This window comes from Lelliottia nimipressuralis (genome assembly GCF_041464075.1).
Lineage (GTDB): Bacteria > Pseudomonadota > Gammaproteobacteria > Enterobacterales > Enterobacteriaceae > Enterobacter > Enterobacter nimipressuralis.
In genome coordinates this window covers 2,886,485-2,903,743 of record NZ_CP167172.1, presented here as the reverse complement: position 1 = coordinate 2,903,743, position 17,259 = coordinate 2,886,485, and the positions used below count along the sequence as shown (strand labels likewise).

Annotated in this window: 17 protein-coding genes; all 17 read left to right on the top strand. The window is 38.7% G+C overall.

Going from position 1 to position 17,259, the window contains the following annotated elements:
* The 17 genes from galF to ACB496_RS13895 all read left to right on the top strand — a co-directional run bounded on the left by galF (window position 1) and on the right by ACB496_RS13895 (window position 17,244).
* Window positions 1-897: a GalU regulator GalF gene (gene galF, locus ACB496_RS13975; protein WP_371972877.1), complete on the top strand. Its 897-nt coding sequence runs from the start codon at window positions 1-3 to the stop codon at window positions 895-897.
* A 352-nt stretch (window positions 898-1,249) separates the two neighbouring features.
* A complete protein-coding gene (gene rfbB / locus ACB496_RS13970) occupies window positions 1,250-2,335 on the top strand; it encodes a dTDP-glucose 4,6-dehydratase (protein WP_371972876.1) in 1,086 nt (361 codons plus the stop codon).
* On the top strand, window positions 2,335-3,234 hold the full coding sequence (gene rfbD, locus ACB496_RS13965) for a dTDP-4-dehydrorhamnose reductase (RefSeq protein ID WP_371972875.1): 900 nt from the start codon (window positions 2,335-2,337) through the stop codon (window positions 3,232-3,234). The genes rfbB and rfbD overlap by 1 nt, the downstream gene beginning before the upstream one ends.
* Window positions 3,235-3,286: 52 nt before the next feature.
* On the top strand, window positions 3,287-4,165 hold the full coding sequence (rfbA, locus tag ACB496_RS13960; RefSeq protein ID WP_371972874.1) for a glucose-1-phosphate thymidylyltransferase RfbA: 879 nt from the start codon (window positions 3,287-3,289) through the stop codon (window positions 4,163-4,165).
* Window positions 4,166-4,168: 3 nt separating this feature from the next.
* Window positions 4,169-4,714 carry a dTDP-4-dehydrorhamnose 3,5-epimerase gene (gene rfbC, locus ACB496_RS13955; RefSeq protein ID WP_048995752.1) on the top strand — a complete coding sequence of 182 codons (546 nt, stop codon included), beginning with the start codon at window positions 4,169-4,171 and terminating at the stop codon, window positions 4,712-4,714.
* Window positions 4,715-4,716: 2 nt separating this feature from the next.
* A complete protein-coding gene (locus ACB496_RS13950; RefSeq protein WP_371972873.1) occupies window positions 4,717-5,907 on the top strand; it encodes a UDP-N-acetylglucosamine 4,6-dehydratase in 1,191 nt (396 codons plus the stop codon).
* A 10-nt stretch (window positions 5,908-5,917) separates the two neighbouring features.
* Entirely contained in the window at window positions 5,918-7,066 is a 1,149-nt protein-coding gene (locus ACB496_RS13945) for a LegC family aminotransferase (RefSeq protein ID WP_371972872.1), read from the top strand.
* Window positions 7,067-7,076: 10 nt separating this feature from the next.
* Window positions 7,077-8,231: a UDP-N-acetylglucosamine 2-epimerase gene (gene neuC / locus ACB496_RS13940; RefSeq protein WP_371972871.1), complete on the top strand. Its 1,155-nt coding sequence runs from the start codon at window positions 7,077-7,079 to the stop codon at window positions 8,229-8,231.
* Between the two features lie 4 nt (window positions 8,232-8,235).
* Window positions 8,236-9,312 (top strand): N-acetylneuraminate synthase, encoded by a 1,077-nt coding sequence (gene neuB, locus ACB496_RS13935; RefSeq protein ID WP_371972870.1) that lies wholly within the window; start codon window positions 8,236-8,238, stop codon window positions 9,310-9,312.
* Entirely contained in the window at window positions 9,305-9,916 is a 612-nt protein-coding gene (locus ACB496_RS13930) for an acetyltransferase (protein ID WP_371972869.1), read from the top strand. Before neuB ends, ACB496_RS13930 begins: the two co-directional genes overlap by 8 nt.
* A gap of 33 nt (window positions 9,917-9,949) precedes the next feature.
* Window positions 9,950-11,008, top strand: a complete 1,059-nt coding sequence (locus ACB496_RS13925) for a nucleotidyltransferase family protein (protein WP_296235716.1) — start codon at window positions 9,950-9,952, stop codon at window positions 11,006-11,008.
* A complete protein-coding gene (locus tag ACB496_RS13920; protein ID WP_371972868.1) occupies window positions 11,008-11,697 on the top strand; it encodes a cytidylyltransferase domain-containing protein in 690 nt (229 codons plus the stop codon). The genes ACB496_RS13925 and ACB496_RS13920 overlap by 1 nt, the downstream gene beginning before the upstream one ends.
* A gap of 12 nt (window positions 11,698-11,709) precedes the next feature.
* Window positions 11,710-12,966 carry a lipopolysaccharide biosynthesis protein gene (locus tag ACB496_RS13915; protein ID WP_371972867.1) on the top strand — a complete coding sequence of 419 codons (1,257 nt, stop codon included), beginning with the start codon at window positions 11,710-11,712 and terminating at the stop codon, window positions 12,964-12,966.
* Window positions 12,963-13,934, top strand: coding sequence for a glycosyltransferase family 52 (locus tag ACB496_RS13910; protein WP_371972866.1), 972 nt, complete (start codon window positions 12,963-12,965; stop codon window positions 13,932-13,934). The genes ACB496_RS13915 and ACB496_RS13910 overlap by 4 nt, the downstream gene beginning before the upstream one ends.
* Window positions 13,921-15,102 carry a glycosyltransferase family 4 protein gene (locus tag ACB496_RS13905; protein WP_371972865.1) on the top strand — a complete coding sequence of 394 codons (1,182 nt, stop codon included), beginning with the start codon at window positions 13,921-13,923 and terminating at the stop codon, window positions 15,100-15,102. The genes ACB496_RS13910 and ACB496_RS13905 overlap by 14 nt, the downstream gene beginning before the upstream one ends.
* Entirely contained in the window at window positions 15,086-16,171 is a 1,086-nt protein-coding gene (locus ACB496_RS13900) for a hypothetical protein (RefSeq protein ID WP_371972864.1), read from the top strand. The genes ACB496_RS13905 and ACB496_RS13900 overlap by 17 nt, the downstream gene beginning before the upstream one ends.
* Window positions 16,168-17,244, top strand: a complete 1,077-nt coding sequence (locus tag ACB496_RS13895; RefSeq protein WP_371972863.1) for a DUF1972 domain-containing protein — start codon at window positions 16,168-16,170, stop codon at window positions 17,242-17,244. The genes ACB496_RS13900 and ACB496_RS13895 overlap by 4 nt, the downstream gene beginning before the upstream one ends.
* Window positions 17,245-17,259: the final 15 nt, after the last annotated feature.

The window sequence follows — 17,259 nt, the reverse complement described above, 5'->3', positions numbered from 1 at the left end:
ATGATTAATTTGAAAGCAGTCATTCCGGTAGCGGGCTTGGGTATGCATATGCTGCCAGCCACAAAAGCGATTCCTAAAGAGATGCTGCCGATCGTTGACAAGCCGATGATCCAGTACATCGTCGACGAGATTGTTGCTGCAGGGATCAAAGAAATCGTTCTGGTGACTCACTCTTCCAAGAATGCGGTAGAGAACCACTTCGACACCTCTTACGAACTCGAAGCGCTGCTTGAGCAGCGTGTTAAGCGTCAGCTTCTGGCCGAAGTGCAGTCTATCTGCCCGCCAGGGGTGACCATCATGAACGTGCGCCAGGCACAGCCGCTGGGTCTTGGGCATTCCATTCTCTGCGCGCGTCCGGTTGTCGGTGACAACCCGTTTATCGTGGTGCTGCCAGATATCATTCTGGACAATGCTTCAGCCGATCCGCTGCGCTATAACCTCGCCGCTATGGTGGCGCGTTTCAATGAAACGGGCCGTAGCCAGGTGCTTGCGAAACGCATGAAAGGCGATCTGTCTGAGTACTCTGTGATTAAAACCAAAGAGCCGCTGGATTCAGAAGGGCAGGTCAGCCGTATCGTTGAATTCATCGAAAAACCCGATCAGCCGCAGACACTGGCTTCTGACCTGATGGCAGTAGGCCGCTATGTGCTGAACGCTGATATCTGGGCCGAGCTGGAAAAAACGGAACCGGGTGCCTGGGACCGTATACAGCTGACGGATGCCATTGCAGAACTGGCGAAAAAACAGTCCGTTGATGCGATGCTGATGACCGGTGACAGCTACGACTGCGGTAAGAAAATGGGCTATATGCAGGCGTTTGTGAATTATGGGCTGCGCAACCTGAAGGAAGGGGCGAAGTTCAGAAGCCGGATTGAGAAGCTGCTGGCTAACGACTGATATTCCTGCCACGGTTCGAACAAACGGCAGTTATCATTTTGGTATGTTGAACATCACCAAAATGGTAACTGCCGTTTTTTGTTATTAATTCTAGCAATAACATGCAGTTATCTGATTCAGTTGTGGGCTGATTTGTAACGATTTGTGCTTGTCTCCAGGGCCATTTAAGACGACAATTAATGCCAGTTTTTTGTTTGTAATCAGACTTCAAAATCCTTTATTCAACATTCGCTCAGTGCACTGGTAGCTGTTAAGCCAGGGGCGGTAGCGTGCAAAATTTCTGAAACCGTTATTATTAAGCGGGTTCCAGAGCATCAATATCTCGATATACCCTTTAGATGGAATAGCTAACGTGAAGATTCTTGTTACGGGCGGTGCCGGTTTTATCGGCTCAGCAGTGGTGCGACATATTATTAAAAATACTCAGGATGCAGTCGTCAATGTGGATAAGCTGACGTATGCCGGTAACCTGGAGTCACTGACCGACGTTAATGATAGCGATCGTTATGTCTTTGAACATGCGGATATTTGCGATAAAGCGGCTATGGATCGTATTTTCGCCGAGCACAAACCGGATGCGGTGATGCACCTTGCGGCAGAAAGTCACGTTGACCGTTCGATTACCGGCCCCGCTGCATTTATTGAGACCAATATTGTCGGTACCTATGTGCTTCTGGAAGCCGCACGGGCTTACTGGTCGACGCTGGATGACGCGGCCAAAGCGGCGTTTCGCTTCCACCACATCTCTACGGATGAAGTGTACGGTGATTTACCTCATCCTGATGAACATCCTGCCTCTTCTGAGCTGCCATTGTTTACAGAAACCACAGCCTATGCGCCGAGCAGCCCGTATTCTGCGTCTAAAGCGTCCAGCGATCACCTGGTTCGCGCATGGCTGCGTACCTACGGTTTCCCAACGATTGTGACCAACTGCTCTAATAACTATGGCCCGTATCACTTCCCTGAGAAGCTGATCCCGCTGGTAATTTTGAATGCCCTGGACGGTAAAGCCCTGCCAATTTATGGCAAAGGCGACCAGATCCGCGACTGGTTGTACGTTGAAGACCATGCGCGTGCGCTTTACACCGTCGTAACCCAGGGTAAACCGGGTGAGACTTACAACATCGGTGGGCATAACGAAAAGCAAAATCTGGATGTAGTGCACACCATTTGCGATCTGCTGGATGAAATCGTGCCGAAAGAAGGCTCCTATCGCGATCAGATCACCTACGTCGCTGACCGCCCCGGGCATGACCGCCGCTACGCGATTGACGCACATAAAATTGGCGTTGAGCTGGGATGGAAGCCCGAAGAGACCTTCGAAAGCGGTATCCGTAAGACCGTTGAATGGTATCTAAGCAACCAGGACTGGGTAAACAACGTTAAAAGCGGTGCTTATAAGACCTGGATCGAACAGAATTACGGAGAACGTCAATAATGAACATTCTTCTGTTCGGCAAGACAGGGCAGGTGGGTTGGGAACTCCAGCGTTCACTCGCACCATTAGGCAACGTGATTGCACTCGATGTGCAGTCGAAAGAATATTGTGGTGATTTTAGCAACCCTGAAGGTATCGCTGAAACCGTTCGTACAATTAAGCCCGACGTCATCGTCAATGCTGCGGCGCATACCGCAGTCGATAAAGCTGAATCAGAGCAGGATTTCGCGCAGCTGCTCAACGCAACCAGCGTCGAGGCAATTGCGAAAGAAGCGGCGAAAATCGGTGCCTGGGTTGTACACTATTCTACTGATTACGTGTTTCCAGGGGATGGCGAAACGCCATGGCGTGAAACGGATGCGACCGCACCGCTCAATGTGTATGGTCAGACCAAGCTCGACGGCGAAAAAGCGCTTCAGGCACATTGCGCTAATCACCTGATTTTCCGTACAAGTTGGGTTTACGCCGGCAAAGGGAATAACTTTGCAAAAACAATGCTTCGCCTGGCGAAAACGCGTAAAGAACTTTCCGTGATCAACGATCAGGTTGGTGCACCTACGGGAGCAGAATTACTGGCAGACTGTACCGCACATGCTATTCGTGTAGCGATGGTAAAACCAGAAGTGGCTGGCCTTTATCATCTTGTCGCGTCAGATACGACAACCTGGTATGACTATGCTGCGCTGGTATTTGATGAAGCCAGAAAGGCAGGCATTGAACTGGCAATTGACAAACTCAATGCCGTTCCAACAACCGCGTATCCTACGCCTGCACGTCGGCCACATAATTCGCGTTTAAATACAGAGAAATTCCAGCGCAACTTTGGCTTGGTTTTACCGGCATGGGATGTGGGCGTTAAGCGAATGCTCGCCGAGCTTTTTACTGCTGAATCAATCTAATCATTAAATAATTGCCCGAATTAGGGCAATTTGCATTTATAGAGAAATTACAATGGCTACGCGTAAAGGTATTATTCTTGCTGGTGGATCCGGCACTCGTCTCTACCCGGTAACTATGGCAGTGAGCAAGCAATTGTTGCCAATTTATGACAAACCAATGATTTACTATCCGCTGTCAACGCTAATGCTGGCAGGTATTAAAGATATTCTCATCATCAGCACGCCACAGGACACGCCACGTTTTGAACAACTGCTGGGTGACGGTAGCCAGTGGGGGTTAAACCTTCAATATAAAGTGCAGCAAAGCCCGGACGGACTGGCGCAGGCCTTTATTATTGGCGAAGAGTTCATTGGTGACGACAGCTGCGCGCTGGTGCTGGGCGATAACATTTTCTATGGTCATGACCTGCCAAAACAGCTTGAAGCTGCGTTGAATAAAGATGATGGTGCAACGGTATTTGCTTATCACGTTAACGACCCTGAACGCTATGGTGTTGTGGAGTTTGATAAAAACGGTACGGCTATCAGCCTGGAAGAGAAGCCGCTGGAGCCTAAGAGCAACTATGCCGTTACGGGTCTTTATTTCTATGATAATGATGTTGTCGAAATGGCTAAAAACCTGAAACCATCTGCGCGCGGTGAGCTGGAAATTACCGATATCAACCGTATCTACCTGGAGCAGGGACGTCTGTCAGTTGCCATGATGGGACGTGGCTATGCCTGGCTGGATACCGGTACGCACCAGAGCCTGATCGAGGCAAGTAACTTTATTGCGACAATTGAAGAGCGTCAGGGGCTAAAGGTTTCCTGTCCGGAAGAGATTGCTTTTCGAAAAGGTTTCATCGATGCGGAGCAGGTCAAGATACTGGCAGAACCCCTGAAAAAGAATGCCTACGGTCAATATCTGCTCAAAATGATAAAAGGTTACTAATCGATGAAAGTTGTAAAAACTGATATTCCAGATGTACTCATTTTTGAGCCGAAAGTATTTGGTGACGAACGCGGTTTTTTCTTTGAAAGCTTTAGCCATAAAGTTTTTGAAGAAGCAGTTGGGCGAAAAATTGAATTTGTACAAGATAACCATTCGAAATCGTGTAAAGGTGTTTTACGTGGACTGCACTATCAGTTGGATCCCTACGCGCAGGGTAAATTAGTACGTTGCGTTGCGGGCGAAGTATTTGATGTCGCCGTGGATATTCGCGAATCTTCTCCAACTTTTGGTAAATGGGTGGGTGTAAATATCTCTGCTGAAAATAAAAAACAATTGTGGATCCCTGAAGGATTTGCGCATGGATTTTTAGTATTAAGTGAATCTGCTGAGTTTGTTTATAAAACGACAAATTATTATGCACCCCAGCATGAGGCTGGAATAATTTGGAATGATGAAACTATAAATATTGAATGGCCTTCAATTGAAGTGGTTTTATCAGAAAAAGATAAACAAAATCCACGATTCAATAAATCTATTGGAGTAAGATAAAAATGATTGATATTTTAAAGTTAATTGGAAGAAATAAAGCGTTGTTCGAATCGGATATCATCCACCATGAGAAAGAATTAAAAGAGATTGTTTCAGATTCGAAATTTCTAGTTCTTGGTGGCGCTGGTTCAATAGGTCAGGCTGTAACTAAAGAAATCTTTAAAAGAAATCCTAAAAAGTTACATGTGGTTGATATCAGTGAAAACAATTTAGTTGAGCTCGTCCGTGATATTCGAAGTTCTTTTGGTTATATCAATGGAGATTTTAAAACTTTCGCTTTAGATATAGGCTCTATCGTATATGATGCATTCATAAAAGCTGATGGTGAATATGATTATGTATTAAATTTATCTGCTCTAAAGCACGTTCGTAGTGAAAAAGACCCTTACACATTAATGCGTATGATAGATGTTAATGTGTTTAATACTGAAAAAACAATTATTCAATCTCATTTGCACGGCGCAAAAAAATATTTCTGTGTGTCAACGGACAAGGCCGCAAACCCCGTTAATATGATGGGTGGCTCTAAACGTATCATGGAAATGTTTTTAATGGAACAAAGCCAGAATATAAATATCTCAACAGCAAGATTTGCAAATGTTGCTTTCTCTGATGGTTCGTTATTACATGGTTTTAACCAGAGAATACAGAAAAGACAACCGATTGTTGCTCCGAATGATATCAAACGCTATTTTGTTACTCCACAAGAGTCCGGTGAATTATGCTTGATGTCATGTATCTTCGGCGAACGCGGTGATATATTCTTCCCTAAACTAAGCGAAGAGTTAGATTTAATAACTTTTTCAGAAATAGCTGTGCTGTATTTACAACAGCTAGGACTAAAGCCATATTTATGTAATTCAGAGGAAGAAGCGCGAGAATTTGCCAAAACTAATTTAAACAAAGATTTATGGCCTTGTTTGTTTACACCGAGTGATACTACAGGTGAAAAGGATTTCGAAGAGTTTTTCATGGCAAATGAAATTGTTGATATGTATAAATACAATAACATTGGAATAGTTAAAAATATATCTTCGCCTGATTCTGAAAAAATACAGAATTTCCGTGATAAAATTCAGGTTATGAAGAAAGATTTATCATGGAGCAAAGATGAAATCGTTTCTTTATTTCACGAAACTATTGGTGGTTTCGGACATCAAGAAAAAGGCAAATATTTAGATGGCAAAATGTAAAGGTTGAAACATGAACGCTGATATCTTGGTGGATTTTATTAGAGACCTGTATAAAACGGATGATTTCATTCCTCTCCATGTGCCAACATTCATTGGAAATGAAAAGGCATATGTTGCAGATACAATTGAATCAAGTTTTGTTTCTAGTGTTGGGAAGTATGTGGATGAATTCGAGAGGAAAATCGAATCTTATACAAAAAGCCCAAAGGCAGTGGCGACAGTAAATGGTACCGCTGCGCTGCACGCAGCACTCTATCTTTCTGGAGTGCAACGTGGTGACTTGGTCATTACACAAGCATTAACTTTTGTCGCAACATGCAATGCCATATATCATTTAGGTGCAGAGCCTGTTTTCATCGATATATCACCTATTAGCATGGGCCTATGTCCAGTAGCGATGAGTAATTGGCTTGATGAAAATGCTGAGCTCACTGAATCTGGTGCAATTCATCGGAAAACGGGTAAAAATATTCGAGCGGCAGTTCCCATGCATACATTTGGCCATCCAGTTGAGTTAGATGAATTACTTAAAGTATGTCTTAAGTGGGGCATCATATTAGTAGAAGATGCTGCAGAAAGCCTGGGCTCTTATTATAAAGGTAGACATACTGGCACAATCGGAAAATATGGATGTTTAAGTTTTAATGGTAACAAAATAATCACCACTGGCGGTGGTGGAATGATTTTATGTCATTCAGAGGAGGAAGGTAAAAGAACTAAGCATGTAACAACGACGGCGAAAATCCCTCATCCTTACGAGTTTAATCATGATGAACCAGGATTTAATTATCGGATGCCAAATATTAATGCCGCTCTTGGTTGTGCACAAATAGAAAATATTGATCTGTTCCTCTCTGAAAAAAGAGAACTTGCTAAAAAATATCAAGAGTTTTTTGCTAAAAGTGAACTGATATTTGTATCTGAGCCTGAATATGCACGTTCTAATTACTGGTTAAATGCGGTTATATGTGACACAAAAGAAACCAGAGAAAGGTTGCTTAACGATTTGAATCAGAAGGGGATAATGACCAGGCCTGTCTGGAAATTAATGCATCGTTTACCAATGTATAGCGGATGCATTCGTGATGAATTGACACAATCGGAAATTATTGAAGAGAGATTAATTAATCTTCCAAGTACCCCTATCAATACTTTGTAGGAAATTTGGTATGCCAAAAAAAATTGCTGTCTTTACTGGTACAAGAGCTGAATATGGTCTGCTATATTGGTTAATGCAGGACATAAAAAATGATCCTACTCTTGAACTCCAGGTTTTGGTCAGCGGGATGCATTTGTCCCCTGAATTTGGCCTAACATGGCAGCAGATAGAAAAAGATGGTTTTAAGATTGATGAAAAAGTAGAAATCCTGCTATCTTCGGACAGTGCTGTTGGAGTGGTGAAGAGTATAGGGCTTGGTTTAATTGGATTTGCCGATGCACTAACCAGAATGAAACCTGACCTGATTATCATTCTGGGGGATCGATATGAAGCTTTTGCAGCAGCCCAGGCAGCAATGTTCTTAAGAATACCTATCTTTCATTTACATGGCGGTGAAATTACTGAAGGTGCATACGACGATGCGATTCGCCATGCTATAACTAAGCTTAGTTATCTGCATGGAGTTTCAACAGAAGAATATCGTACAAGAGTCATTCAATTAGGTGAGGAACCTAACAGGGTTTACAATGTCGGTGCGTTAGGCCTCGAACACCTTCATCGTACTAAGCTACTAGGATTAGCTGCATTAAGTAAATCATTAAATTTTGCGTTAGATTGTCCTTATTTTCTAGTTACATATCACCCTGTGACTCTTGCAGCCGAATCACCAAAGTCCTCTTTTGAGGCATTATTGGATGCACTTGATGAATTTAAAAAATACAAAATCATTATAACTTATCCAAATTCAGACGATGGTGGGCGGCAAATAATTCCAATCCTTGAGCAATATGCGAAGAATCAGGCGGGTAGAGTTTTTGCTATACCCTCCTTAGGGCAACTTCGCTATCTTTCTGCATTGAAGCATAGCACTATGGTAATTGGGAACTCTTCAAGTGGAATCATTGAAGCACCATCATTTGGTGTCCCAACTATAAATATTGGCTCTCGTCAAAATGGTAGATTGGCTGCTGACTCTGTCTTTAACTGCCTTCCAAATAAGAATGCTATTGTTGAGGCTGTAAAAGCAGCCTGCCAGATGAAAGTTAAACTTAATTCTGTAAAAATTGATAATCCTTATGGGGAAGGTGATTCGAGCAAAAAAATTATTAATGCAGTTAAAACACTCGATTTTAATCCCATGAAAAAATTTCACGACTTAGGATAACATTATGACTCTTATCATTGCTGAGGCCGGTGTAAATCACAATGGCCAGCGTGACCTGGCTTTTCGTTTGGTCGATGCGGCACACGACGCCGGAGCTGATATAGTAAAGTTTCAAACCTTCAAATCGCAAAGTCTCGTTACATCTAGTGCAGTTCAGGCTGAATATCAAGTTGCTAATACTAATAAAACCGAATCGCAGCTAGCCATGTTAAGTCGATTAGAGTTATCTTATGAAGTTCATAAGGAACTAATTGACTATTGCAACCAGTTAGGAATTGAGTTTTTATCTACTGCATTTGATGAAGAAAGCTTAAACTTTTTGGTGAATGACTTAAACTTGAAAACGTTGAAAATACCCTCAGGAGAGATAACGAACGCTCCATTCGTATTATCGCATGCATTGACAGGCTGCAATATTATGTTGTCAACAGGAATGGCTACATTATCCGAAATTGAAGATGCTCTGGGTGTGCTTGCATTTGGATTTACTTCTGATGGTGAGGTGGAACCGTCACGCTCAGAATTTCAGAAAGCATATTCATCGGATGCTGGGCAGCGCGCACTTAAAGAAAAGGTACGTATATTACATTGCACTACTGAATATCCTGCACCAATGAATGAAATAAATCTGAGAGCTATGGATTCTATGGCTTTAGCCTTTGGCTTACCGACAGGTTATTCAGATCATAGTCAAGGTATCACTATTCCAGTTGCCGCTGTTGCAAGAGGGGCTGTTATAATAGAAAAACATTTCACTCTCGATAAAAATATGGAAGGGCCTGATCATAAAGCATCTCTTGAACCAAACGAGCTTGCAGAAATGGTTAAAGCAATTAGAAATGTTGAATTAGCTTTAGGTGATGGAGTTAAAAGACCTACGGCTTCAGAGCAAAAGAATAAATCGATAGCACGTCGAAGCATTGTTGCTGCAAAAGATATCAGTTCGGGTTCTAATTTTAGTAGCGATAATATTGCTATCAAACGTCCCGGTGATGGTATTTCACCGTATGAATATTGGAGTATGCAAGGGAAAACAGCAAAAAAAGATTATTGTGAAGGTGATAGAATCAGCAATGACTAAAACGATTGCTTTATTTGGTGGTGGAGGCCATGCCTCTGTTATTGCTGATATGTTACTCAAGCTTGGGTATAAAATAGAAGTTATAGTTGATAAACATTTATCTCTAAATCGAGAGGTATTTAATGGTATATCCGTTATTTCTGATGATGTTTTTATTAGCAAATACTCACCCGAGGCAATAAAGGTAGTAAATGGCTTAGGCTTTGTGCCTGGGTCTCATATCAGAAAAGCGATATTTGAGAAATTAAAAACTATTGGGTTTGTATTTGAAACAGTTGTATCTAAAGATGCTATAGTTTCTTCGTACTCAGAATTAGGCGAAGGTGTACAGGTTTTACCTGGTGCAATAATTCAACCTGGCGTAAGACTTGGTGAAAATACAATTATCAATACAGGCGTTATCATTGAGCATGACTCAATTGTTGGTAATAACTGCCATATTTCACCTGGTGGGGTGCTGTGCGGTGGTGTTACTTGTGGTGATAATGTTTTTGTAGGCGCGAATGCGACTGTTATTCAAAACATCACTATCGGAGATGAAAGCATTATCGGTTCTGCAGCACTTGTCCGGAAAAATATTCTACCTAAGTCAACCTTTTACTAAATATAATGATTGCTCGCTAGTCAGGGGGATACGATGAAAAAAAAATGGCAAAAAGTTCTTATATCACCAAATGAAAGTATTCGTAGTGCACTCAAAATAATCAATGACGAAGCCTTACGTATAGCCCTTGTTATCGATGCTGAAGGCCGGTTGCTTGGAGTACTTACCGATGGTGATATACGGCGTGGTATAATAAATAATATTGATCTTGACGAAAATGTCAGCTGCGTGATGAATAAATCACCCATTACAGCAACCGTTGAAACATCAAAATCCCAGTTAGTCCAATTAATGTCAAATCGATCTATACTAGCAATACCAATTATTGATTCTCTGACTAGGAAAGTAGTTGGTTTGGAAACTTATGAAACAAGTATTGAGAAGCCTAGCTACCAAAATCCTATTTTTATAATGGCGGGCGGGTTTGGGACCAGGCTAAAACCCTTGACTGATAATTGCCCAAAACCAATGCTTAAGGTTGGGGATAAACCTATTTTGGAAACACTTTTAACTCAGTTTATTTCCTCTGGGTTTGAGAATATATATATTTCAACACATTATATGCCAGATTATATTTCAGACTATTTTGGCGACGGTTCTAAATGGGGTGTTAATATAACCTATGTTTATGAGGCTGAGCCTTTAGGGACTGGCGGTGCCCTTGGGCTTTTACCGAATGATATTGGTAATTTACCATTGATCATGATTAATGGTGACGTACTTACGACGCTTAATGTTGAGAAGCTTTTGCAATTTCATATTGAATCAAAATCAATTGCGACTATGTGTGTGCGGGAATATGAGTATCAAATCCCATATGGAGTTGTTCGTGGCAAAGGGAATGTCATTACGGACATGGTTGAAAAGCCAATTCAAAAATTTTTTGTGAATGCAGGCATTTATGTTGTTAATCCAGAAATATATAAAAATGTTGGAGCAAATACTAAAATTGACATGCCAACTTTATTAGAGCAACAAATAAAAATGGATAAACAAGTAACAATGTTCCCAATCCATGAATACTGGTTGGATATTGGTCGCATGGATGATTTTAATAAAGCTCAACAAGATATCCAGGGGTTGTACTTATAATGAAGAAAATAGCGATAATTCCTGCCAGAGGCGGTAGTAAAAGACTTCCAGGTAAGAATATTAAAAAAATTTGTGGGAGACCTCTGATTGAATGGACGATAGAAGCAGCCTTAAAATCTAAGCTATTCGATAGGATTATAGTTAGCACGGATTCTGATGAGATCCGTGAAATTTCTATACGCGCCGGAGCAGAGGTTCCTTACCTTCGTTCGCCTGAACTCGCATCTGATACGGCAACTACCAATGATGTTGTTACAGATATAGTAAATTGGTTAGAGGGAACTGGTGTCGTAGTTTCTACTATTATGATATTACAACCTACTTCACCTCTGCGAACCGAGACTGACATCATTAATGCATTTGACTTGATGGTAGAAAAAAAAGCAAAGGCGATAGTCTCAGTATGCGAGATCGAGCATCCTATTCAATATTGTAACGTTTTGGAAGATGATTTATCGATGGATAATTTTATTCCAGAAGCCAGTATTAAACGGACACAAGATCTTCCTACATATTATAGATTAAATGGCTCAATCTATTTATTTAATAGGGATTATGTCACAAACATAAATGCTATTTATAGTAAAGGGACCTTTGCTTATATAATGAACAGGTTTAATTCTATTGATATTGATGAGGAAATAGATTTTGAATTGGCTGAAATACTACTGTCTAAAAGAATTAATTAAAACAGGTATCCTATGTCTTTTCTAAAGAAATCATCAATATATTTGATTTCAAACATATTAAATGCATCTATACCTTTTGTTCTTTTACCAATATTAACCCGATATCTTACGACATCCGAATATGGAAAAATCGCTATTTTCCAAACAATTATTACAGGATTAGTGTCAGTTATTGCATTTAATACTCTAGGCGCAACTGCACGGGTTTTTTTCGATAAAAAAGATAAAGATTATTTAAGGAATTACAACGGTGCTTGTTTTTATCTTTTGATTCTAAGTCTAGCAATCATTATTCCTTTAACTTTAATGTTTTCATCACACTTGGAATATTTTACTGGGATAAATAAAAGCTGGATTCTCGCTGCTATATTCATAAGTGGTATAAATTTCATTGTCCAATTTCGCCTTAACCAATGGCAAGTTACTGAGAAAGCGATATCATTTGGAATGTTGCAAATCGGACAAAGCCTTCTTCTTTTTATTTTCACATTGACTTTCGTTGTGGTTCTTGGACGTCATGCCGAGGGACGAATTGAAGCTCAAATATATACCATGATTATTATTTTAGGCATTGTTATTTATCTCATTCAAAAAGATAAATTATTAAGCTTTAAGAAAATACATAAAGATATGTTTCTGGATGCGTTAAGTTTTAGCGTTCCTCTAATACCTCATGTTTTTGGCATGTATCTTATTAGTTCAGTCGACCGTTTTTTTATAAATGCTAAAATGGGTTCTGATCAGGCTGGTATATACATGGTAGCAATGCAATTAAGTATGGGAATGGTGATCGTTTTCGATGCAGTTAATAAAGCATTTATGCCATGGCTTTTCAAGGAATTGAGTAATAGTGCGTTTATTGAGAGGAAGCATATCGTTAGTAAAACGTATTATTATTTTATTCTATTAGTATGTATTGGTGTGTTATCTTTCTTCATTTCACCTTATATTTTAACCTTGGTTGCAGGCGAAAAATATGAAACAGGAAAATCAGTTATAGGCTGGTTGTGCATAGGGCAGGTTTGTCTTGGCATGTATTTAATGGTAACTAATTATCTGTTTTACGCCAAAAAAACAGGACAACTATCAGTTTTAACGATAGCCTGCGGAATATTTAATGTCATTCTTCTTATGTTATTGATTACTCCATTTGGTATAAAAGGCGTCGCGATTTCATTTGCTATTTCGATGTTTCTACGTTTTTTAGGTACCTGGATTCTTGCTTATAAAACAAAACTTGTACCGTGGGCTTTAGGGAATGTTAGATGATAAATAGTCGAGAATTGCAATTACCAATAATTTGTGTTGTTAATAATATACATGGTCTTTTCATATATTATCTTATAAGACCAGAAGATTTTAAAAAGACAACTTTTATTGTTTCCGATGGCATTTCACAAGATATCCAAAAAAAGCTGCCTTCTTTAGTGTTATTTCCTTCATTCAATAATCATCCTAAATTAATAAGCCTTTTGCTAAGGGCAGTTTATTATCGTTATAAAAATATTTGCCTTCATTTTAAAATGAAAAAAAGTAAAGTGTATGGGCATGATCATCTATATTTTTCGCAGCTTTACATTAAGCGCAGTCTTAGTTTTGTCTTAATTGAAGATGGATTGGCTAATTATGCATCTATAAAGCAAAATCGAAAATCTTTATTCAGGAAATATCTATTCGGTTCAAGTGGTCCTTTCTTTGGATGGGGCGATGATACAAATGAGGTTATTCTCTCTGGTATTGTTAATATACCAGAAGAAATCAGCAGCAAAGTAACGCAGATCGATATTACTAAAACTTGGAATAACCTCTCATCTATTCAGAAAAACTATTTTCTAGATCTTTTTTCTAATGAGCCTTACGTACCACTTTCAAAAGTTGTTATTTTTACCCAACCATTTTCAGAAGATGGAATGATGCCCGAGACAGAAAAAATCGCGATTTATAAAGTTCTTTATGAGCATTATTGCAGCATCTATGATAAAAATGAAATTTGCATAAAATCCCACCCGCGAGAAAATACGGATTATTCTCGATATTTTGACTGTACTTTTATTCAATCAAAAATCCCTGGTCAGATCATGATATTAATGGATCAGCCTGAGGTATTAGCAACAATTTATTCGAGCGTGGGTTTTGTAAAAGGTAATGCCCAGACCCATGTATGGGGAACGTCTTTTAACGAATCTCTTTTGAAGAAAGCTGGTTACTTCGAAGGAAACTATAATGGATTTGAATGAAATGAGAAAGATTGTTGTAATTCATCCTTTAGATGACAGTTATGGCGCAACGAAGATTTTATCTTATGTGATATCTATTTTATCAAATTATTTTTTGATTGAAGTCTGGTTTAAAAATGATAAAAAGTGTCTTGAAGAATTTATTTCAAAACAATCAAGCAAAATTGAGAATATAAAATATAATAAAGTCGATACTATTCCAGTTGTACATAGTAAAATTTTCACCGCGAAAGGTATATCTTCTCTTGTTAAAGATTTCATAAAATTTATTTTTTATTTGTTCAAAAATAAAAATAATTATGATTTTTTTTACATTAACACCTATGCTGCAGGTTTGGTTTCTTTTTGTTGTAAATTATTTCTTGTTAAAAATATAGTCCATTGCCATGAAAATCAAAAACAAAAATTCTCAGGTAAGGCATTGGCTTTTCTAATAAAGAAGAGTGCGAATCAAATTTTTTGCGTATCCAATGTAGTTAAAGATTATGTAACGAATGGAGACGAGAGTATATGTGCTACCGTAATAAAAAATGGTGTTCCAGATATTTTTGAAGCTTCCATTTCCCAAAAGAAGATCGATCTTTCCAACCCGAAATTCCTTATAGTAGGTAGAATAATGCCTGAAAAGGGATATTGGTTTTTAGCTGATGCTGTAAAGACACTCACAAATAATGATAACCTAAGTATCTTAATTGATGCATACGGAGATGCACCACCTAATCGACCTTCATTGCTCGACGATTTTCGACATTATCTTAAAGAAAATAATATAGAGAATAATGTTCGATTACTTGGTTTCAGTGACTGTGCTGATCGTCAAATGTTCAACTATGACGTGGTTCTGGTTCCATCTGTTATGAGTGATCCTTTTCCAACTACAGTGTTGGAGGCAATGCGAGCAAAATGTGTAATAATTACAACTTCACATGGTGGAGCTGCAGAGATAGTTAGCAATAATAATAATGGGATACTCATTAATAAAGATGATAGTGACGCTTTCGCCGAAGTGTTAAAAAATATCTGCCAACAAAAAGTAGATACTGAGCTTTTAGCTTCCCGAGCCAGAGAGTTTTATGCTACCAACCTAACTAAAGATATTTTCGAAAAGAACATTCTTAATCATATTCAAAATTTTATAAAAGATCATATCGATGAAAAGCATATTTAAAGCAGTATTCATATTATTGACTGCAATTTATCTCTTTTCAATGACATTCGATGGTGTGCTAATTCGACAAATGGTAACAGTCCTTTTTTTAGCATCTTCTCTAATGTTATTCATCTTTAACAGGACTTATTTCTCCCAAAACGTCATTTTTGGGCTTGCAATTATTTTGATTATATTTTCTATTTCAGCTTTATTATCACCAAACGATGACTGGAAACTGAAGATCTACTTTATATTCTCTGGGTTGGCGTTTTTATCTTTTTCATATGCATTGTATATTTTGGATTATAAGCGTTATTTTTTTCACTTTCTTCTTTTAGCGTGTGCACTGATTATAATACGCCTTTTAATTGTTCATGATGAAAATCTAATTTTCTTTGAGGCTAGCAGAAATATTGTAGCCACCTTTATAATTTTTCCCGTTGCCTGTAGTTTTTTGTTTACTCTACGAAATAGAAACTTACTCCCCGTCGCAATTGTTACGTTATTAATGTGCTTTTTATTAAAGGGAAGAACAGCTTTATTAATTTCCGCAGTGATATTGTTTGTTGCGCTGTATAAGACCTTTGGCTTGAAAGGAATGCTGATTGTAGTTTTGATTTGCTCACCTTTTATAATGTTTGTTGATTTCAGTTCTCTGAATGAAAGAATTGCCGATAATACAAATTTTTCCGAAGGGTTAAAAACCACAAGAAGTGTTATATATGATGAGTATTTTTCTAATTTCGGTCTGACTGATCTTGTCCTGGGTCGATCATTTAATGGGATGGAGATAATTAATATTTTAAATAATAACCCACATAATTCTTTTGTCTTAATACACTCATTATTTGGGTTGCTACCGGTATTAATTCTTTTAATTCTATTTATAGTCGTGACGTTTAAAACGTTTTTACGCTATGGCTTTATATGCTCTTTATTGTTCGCAATAATACCTATTAAAGCAATGACGGACAGTGTTTTATTTTTTAATTTGTTAGATGTTTTTTATATGTTCCCTATTATGCTGTTAATGAATGGAAAGCGATCAATTAATTCAATTGATTCGAATAATGAAGGTTATAAATGAAAAAAATATCTATAATTGGTATTGTTGGTATTCCTGCTTCCTATGGTGGATTTGAGTCGCTTGTTGAAAACCTGACAAGGTTTTCTAGTGAAGATATTAACTACGAAGTCTTTTGTTCATCAAAACAACTTTCGACACGTTTAGAACACCACAATGGCGCTAAATTAAAGTATCTACCATTAAAAGCGAATGGAATTCAAAGTATTGCATATGATATGGTTTCAATAATGCAAACTCTGAAAACCAAGCCAGATGTGATACTTGTGCTCGGCGTTTCTGGCGCTGTTATTTTCCCTTTTTTTAAACTCTTTAGCCGCAGTAAGGTTATTACAAATATTGATGGTTTGGAGTGGAGGAGAGAAAAATGGGGTCGGTTCGCACGTTTATTTTTGAAATTTTCTGAATATATAGCCATTAAATTTTCTGATGTAATTATTACTGATAATCAAGCTTTGTCGGATTATGTTTATAGCAAATATAAGCTGCAAAGTGAAGTTATTGCATATGGCGGTGATCACGCAGTAAATGTTGGTGGAATTTTAACCTCCAGTGGAGTTGATACATTCCTCCAGGATGATGAAGAGTTTTTTCTCAGCATCTGCCGGATAGAACCAGAGAATAATATACACCTTATTCTTGATTCGTTTACGAAAAGTCAAAAGAAAATTAAATTCATTGGTAATTGGAATTCTAGCGAATATGGGCGTGAGCTCGTAAAGAAATTTAGCCACTTTTCCAACATTGAGCTAATCAATCCAATTTATGATATAAATCTTCTCTATCAAATTCGAATGGCTTGTGCTGGCTATCTTCACGGGCATTCCGCTGGAGGTACTAATCCTTCCCTGGTTGAAGCAATGCACTTTGGCAAACCTATATATGCATATGATTGCAGCTTCAACCGTTTCACAACGGAAGGACAAGCTTTCTATTTTACTAACAGCGATAACCTTGTACAACTTTTGAATGATCAAAAGCTTAATATTTCAGAGAATGCAGCTGCAATGCAGGAAATTGCAGAACGCAGGTATACCTGGAAGATTATCTCCAAGCAGTATGAAAGCTTGTATTAAGATGTTCAGTGTTTC

What these genes read in the sequence shown, in the direction of transcription:
- ACB496_RS13925 (WP_296235716.1), top strand. Translation starts at nt 9,950, where the DNA reads ATGAAAAAAAAATGGCAAAAAGTTCTTATATCACCAAATGAAAGTATT.
- ACB496_RS13920 (WP_371972868.1), top strand. Translation starts at nt 11,008, where the DNA reads ATGAAGAAAATAGCGATAATTCCTGCCAGAGGCGGTAGTAAAAGACTT.
- ACB496_RS13910 (WP_371972866.1), top strand. Translation starts at nt 12,963, where the DNA reads ATGATAAATAGTCGAGAATTGCAATTACCAATAATTTGTGTTGTTAAT.
- ACB496_RS13905 (WP_371972865.1), top strand. Translation starts at nt 13,921, where the DNA reads ATGGATTTGAATGAAATGAGAAAGATTGTTGTAATTCATCCTTTAGAT.
- rfbA (WP_371972874.1), top strand. Translation starts at nt 3,287, where the DNA reads ATGGCTACGCGTAAAGGTATTATTCTTGCTGGTGGATCCGGCACTCGT.
- ACB496_RS13915 (WP_371972867.1), top strand. Translation starts at nt 11,710, where the DNA reads ATGTCTTTTCTAAAGAAATCATCAATATATTTGATTTCAAACATATTA.
- ACB496_RS13950 (WP_371972873.1), top strand. Translation starts at nt 4,717, where the DNA reads ATGATTGATATTTTAAAGTTAATTGGAAGAAATAAAGCGTTGTTCGAA.
- ACB496_RS13945 (WP_371972872.1), top strand. Translation starts at nt 5,918, where the DNA reads ATGAACGCTGATATCTTGGTGGATTTTATTAGAGACCTGTATAAAACG.
- ACB496_RS13900 (WP_371972864.1), top strand. Translation starts at nt 15,086, where the DNA reads ATGAAAAGCATATTTAAAGCAGTATTCATATTATTGACTGCAATTTAT.
- rfbD (WP_371972875.1), top strand. Translation starts at nt 2,335, where the DNA reads ATGAACATTCTTCTGTTCGGCAAGACAGGGCAGGTGGGTTGGGAACTC.
- neuB (WP_371972870.1), top strand. Translation starts at nt 8,236, where the DNA reads ATGACTCTTATCATTGCTGAGGCCGGTGTAAATCACAATGGCCAGCGT.
- rfbC (WP_048995752.1), top strand. Translation starts at nt 4,169, where the DNA reads ATGAAAGTTGTAAAAACTGATATTCCAGATGTACTCATTTTTGAGCCG.
- neuC (WP_371972871.1), top strand. Translation starts at nt 7,077, where the DNA reads ATGCCAAAAAAAATTGCTGTCTTTACTGGTACAAGAGCTGAATATGGT.
- ACB496_RS13930 (WP_371972869.1), top strand. Translation starts at nt 9,305, where the DNA reads ATGACTAAAACGATTGCTTTATTTGGTGGTGGAGGCCATGCCTCTGTT.
- galF (WP_371972877.1), top strand. Translation starts at nt 1, where the DNA reads ATGATTAATTTGAAAGCAGTCATTCCGGTAGCGGGCTTGGGTATGCAT.
- ACB496_RS13895 (WP_371972863.1), top strand. Translation starts at nt 16,168, where the DNA reads ATGAAAAAAATATCTATAATTGGTATTGTTGGTATTCCTGCTTCCTAT.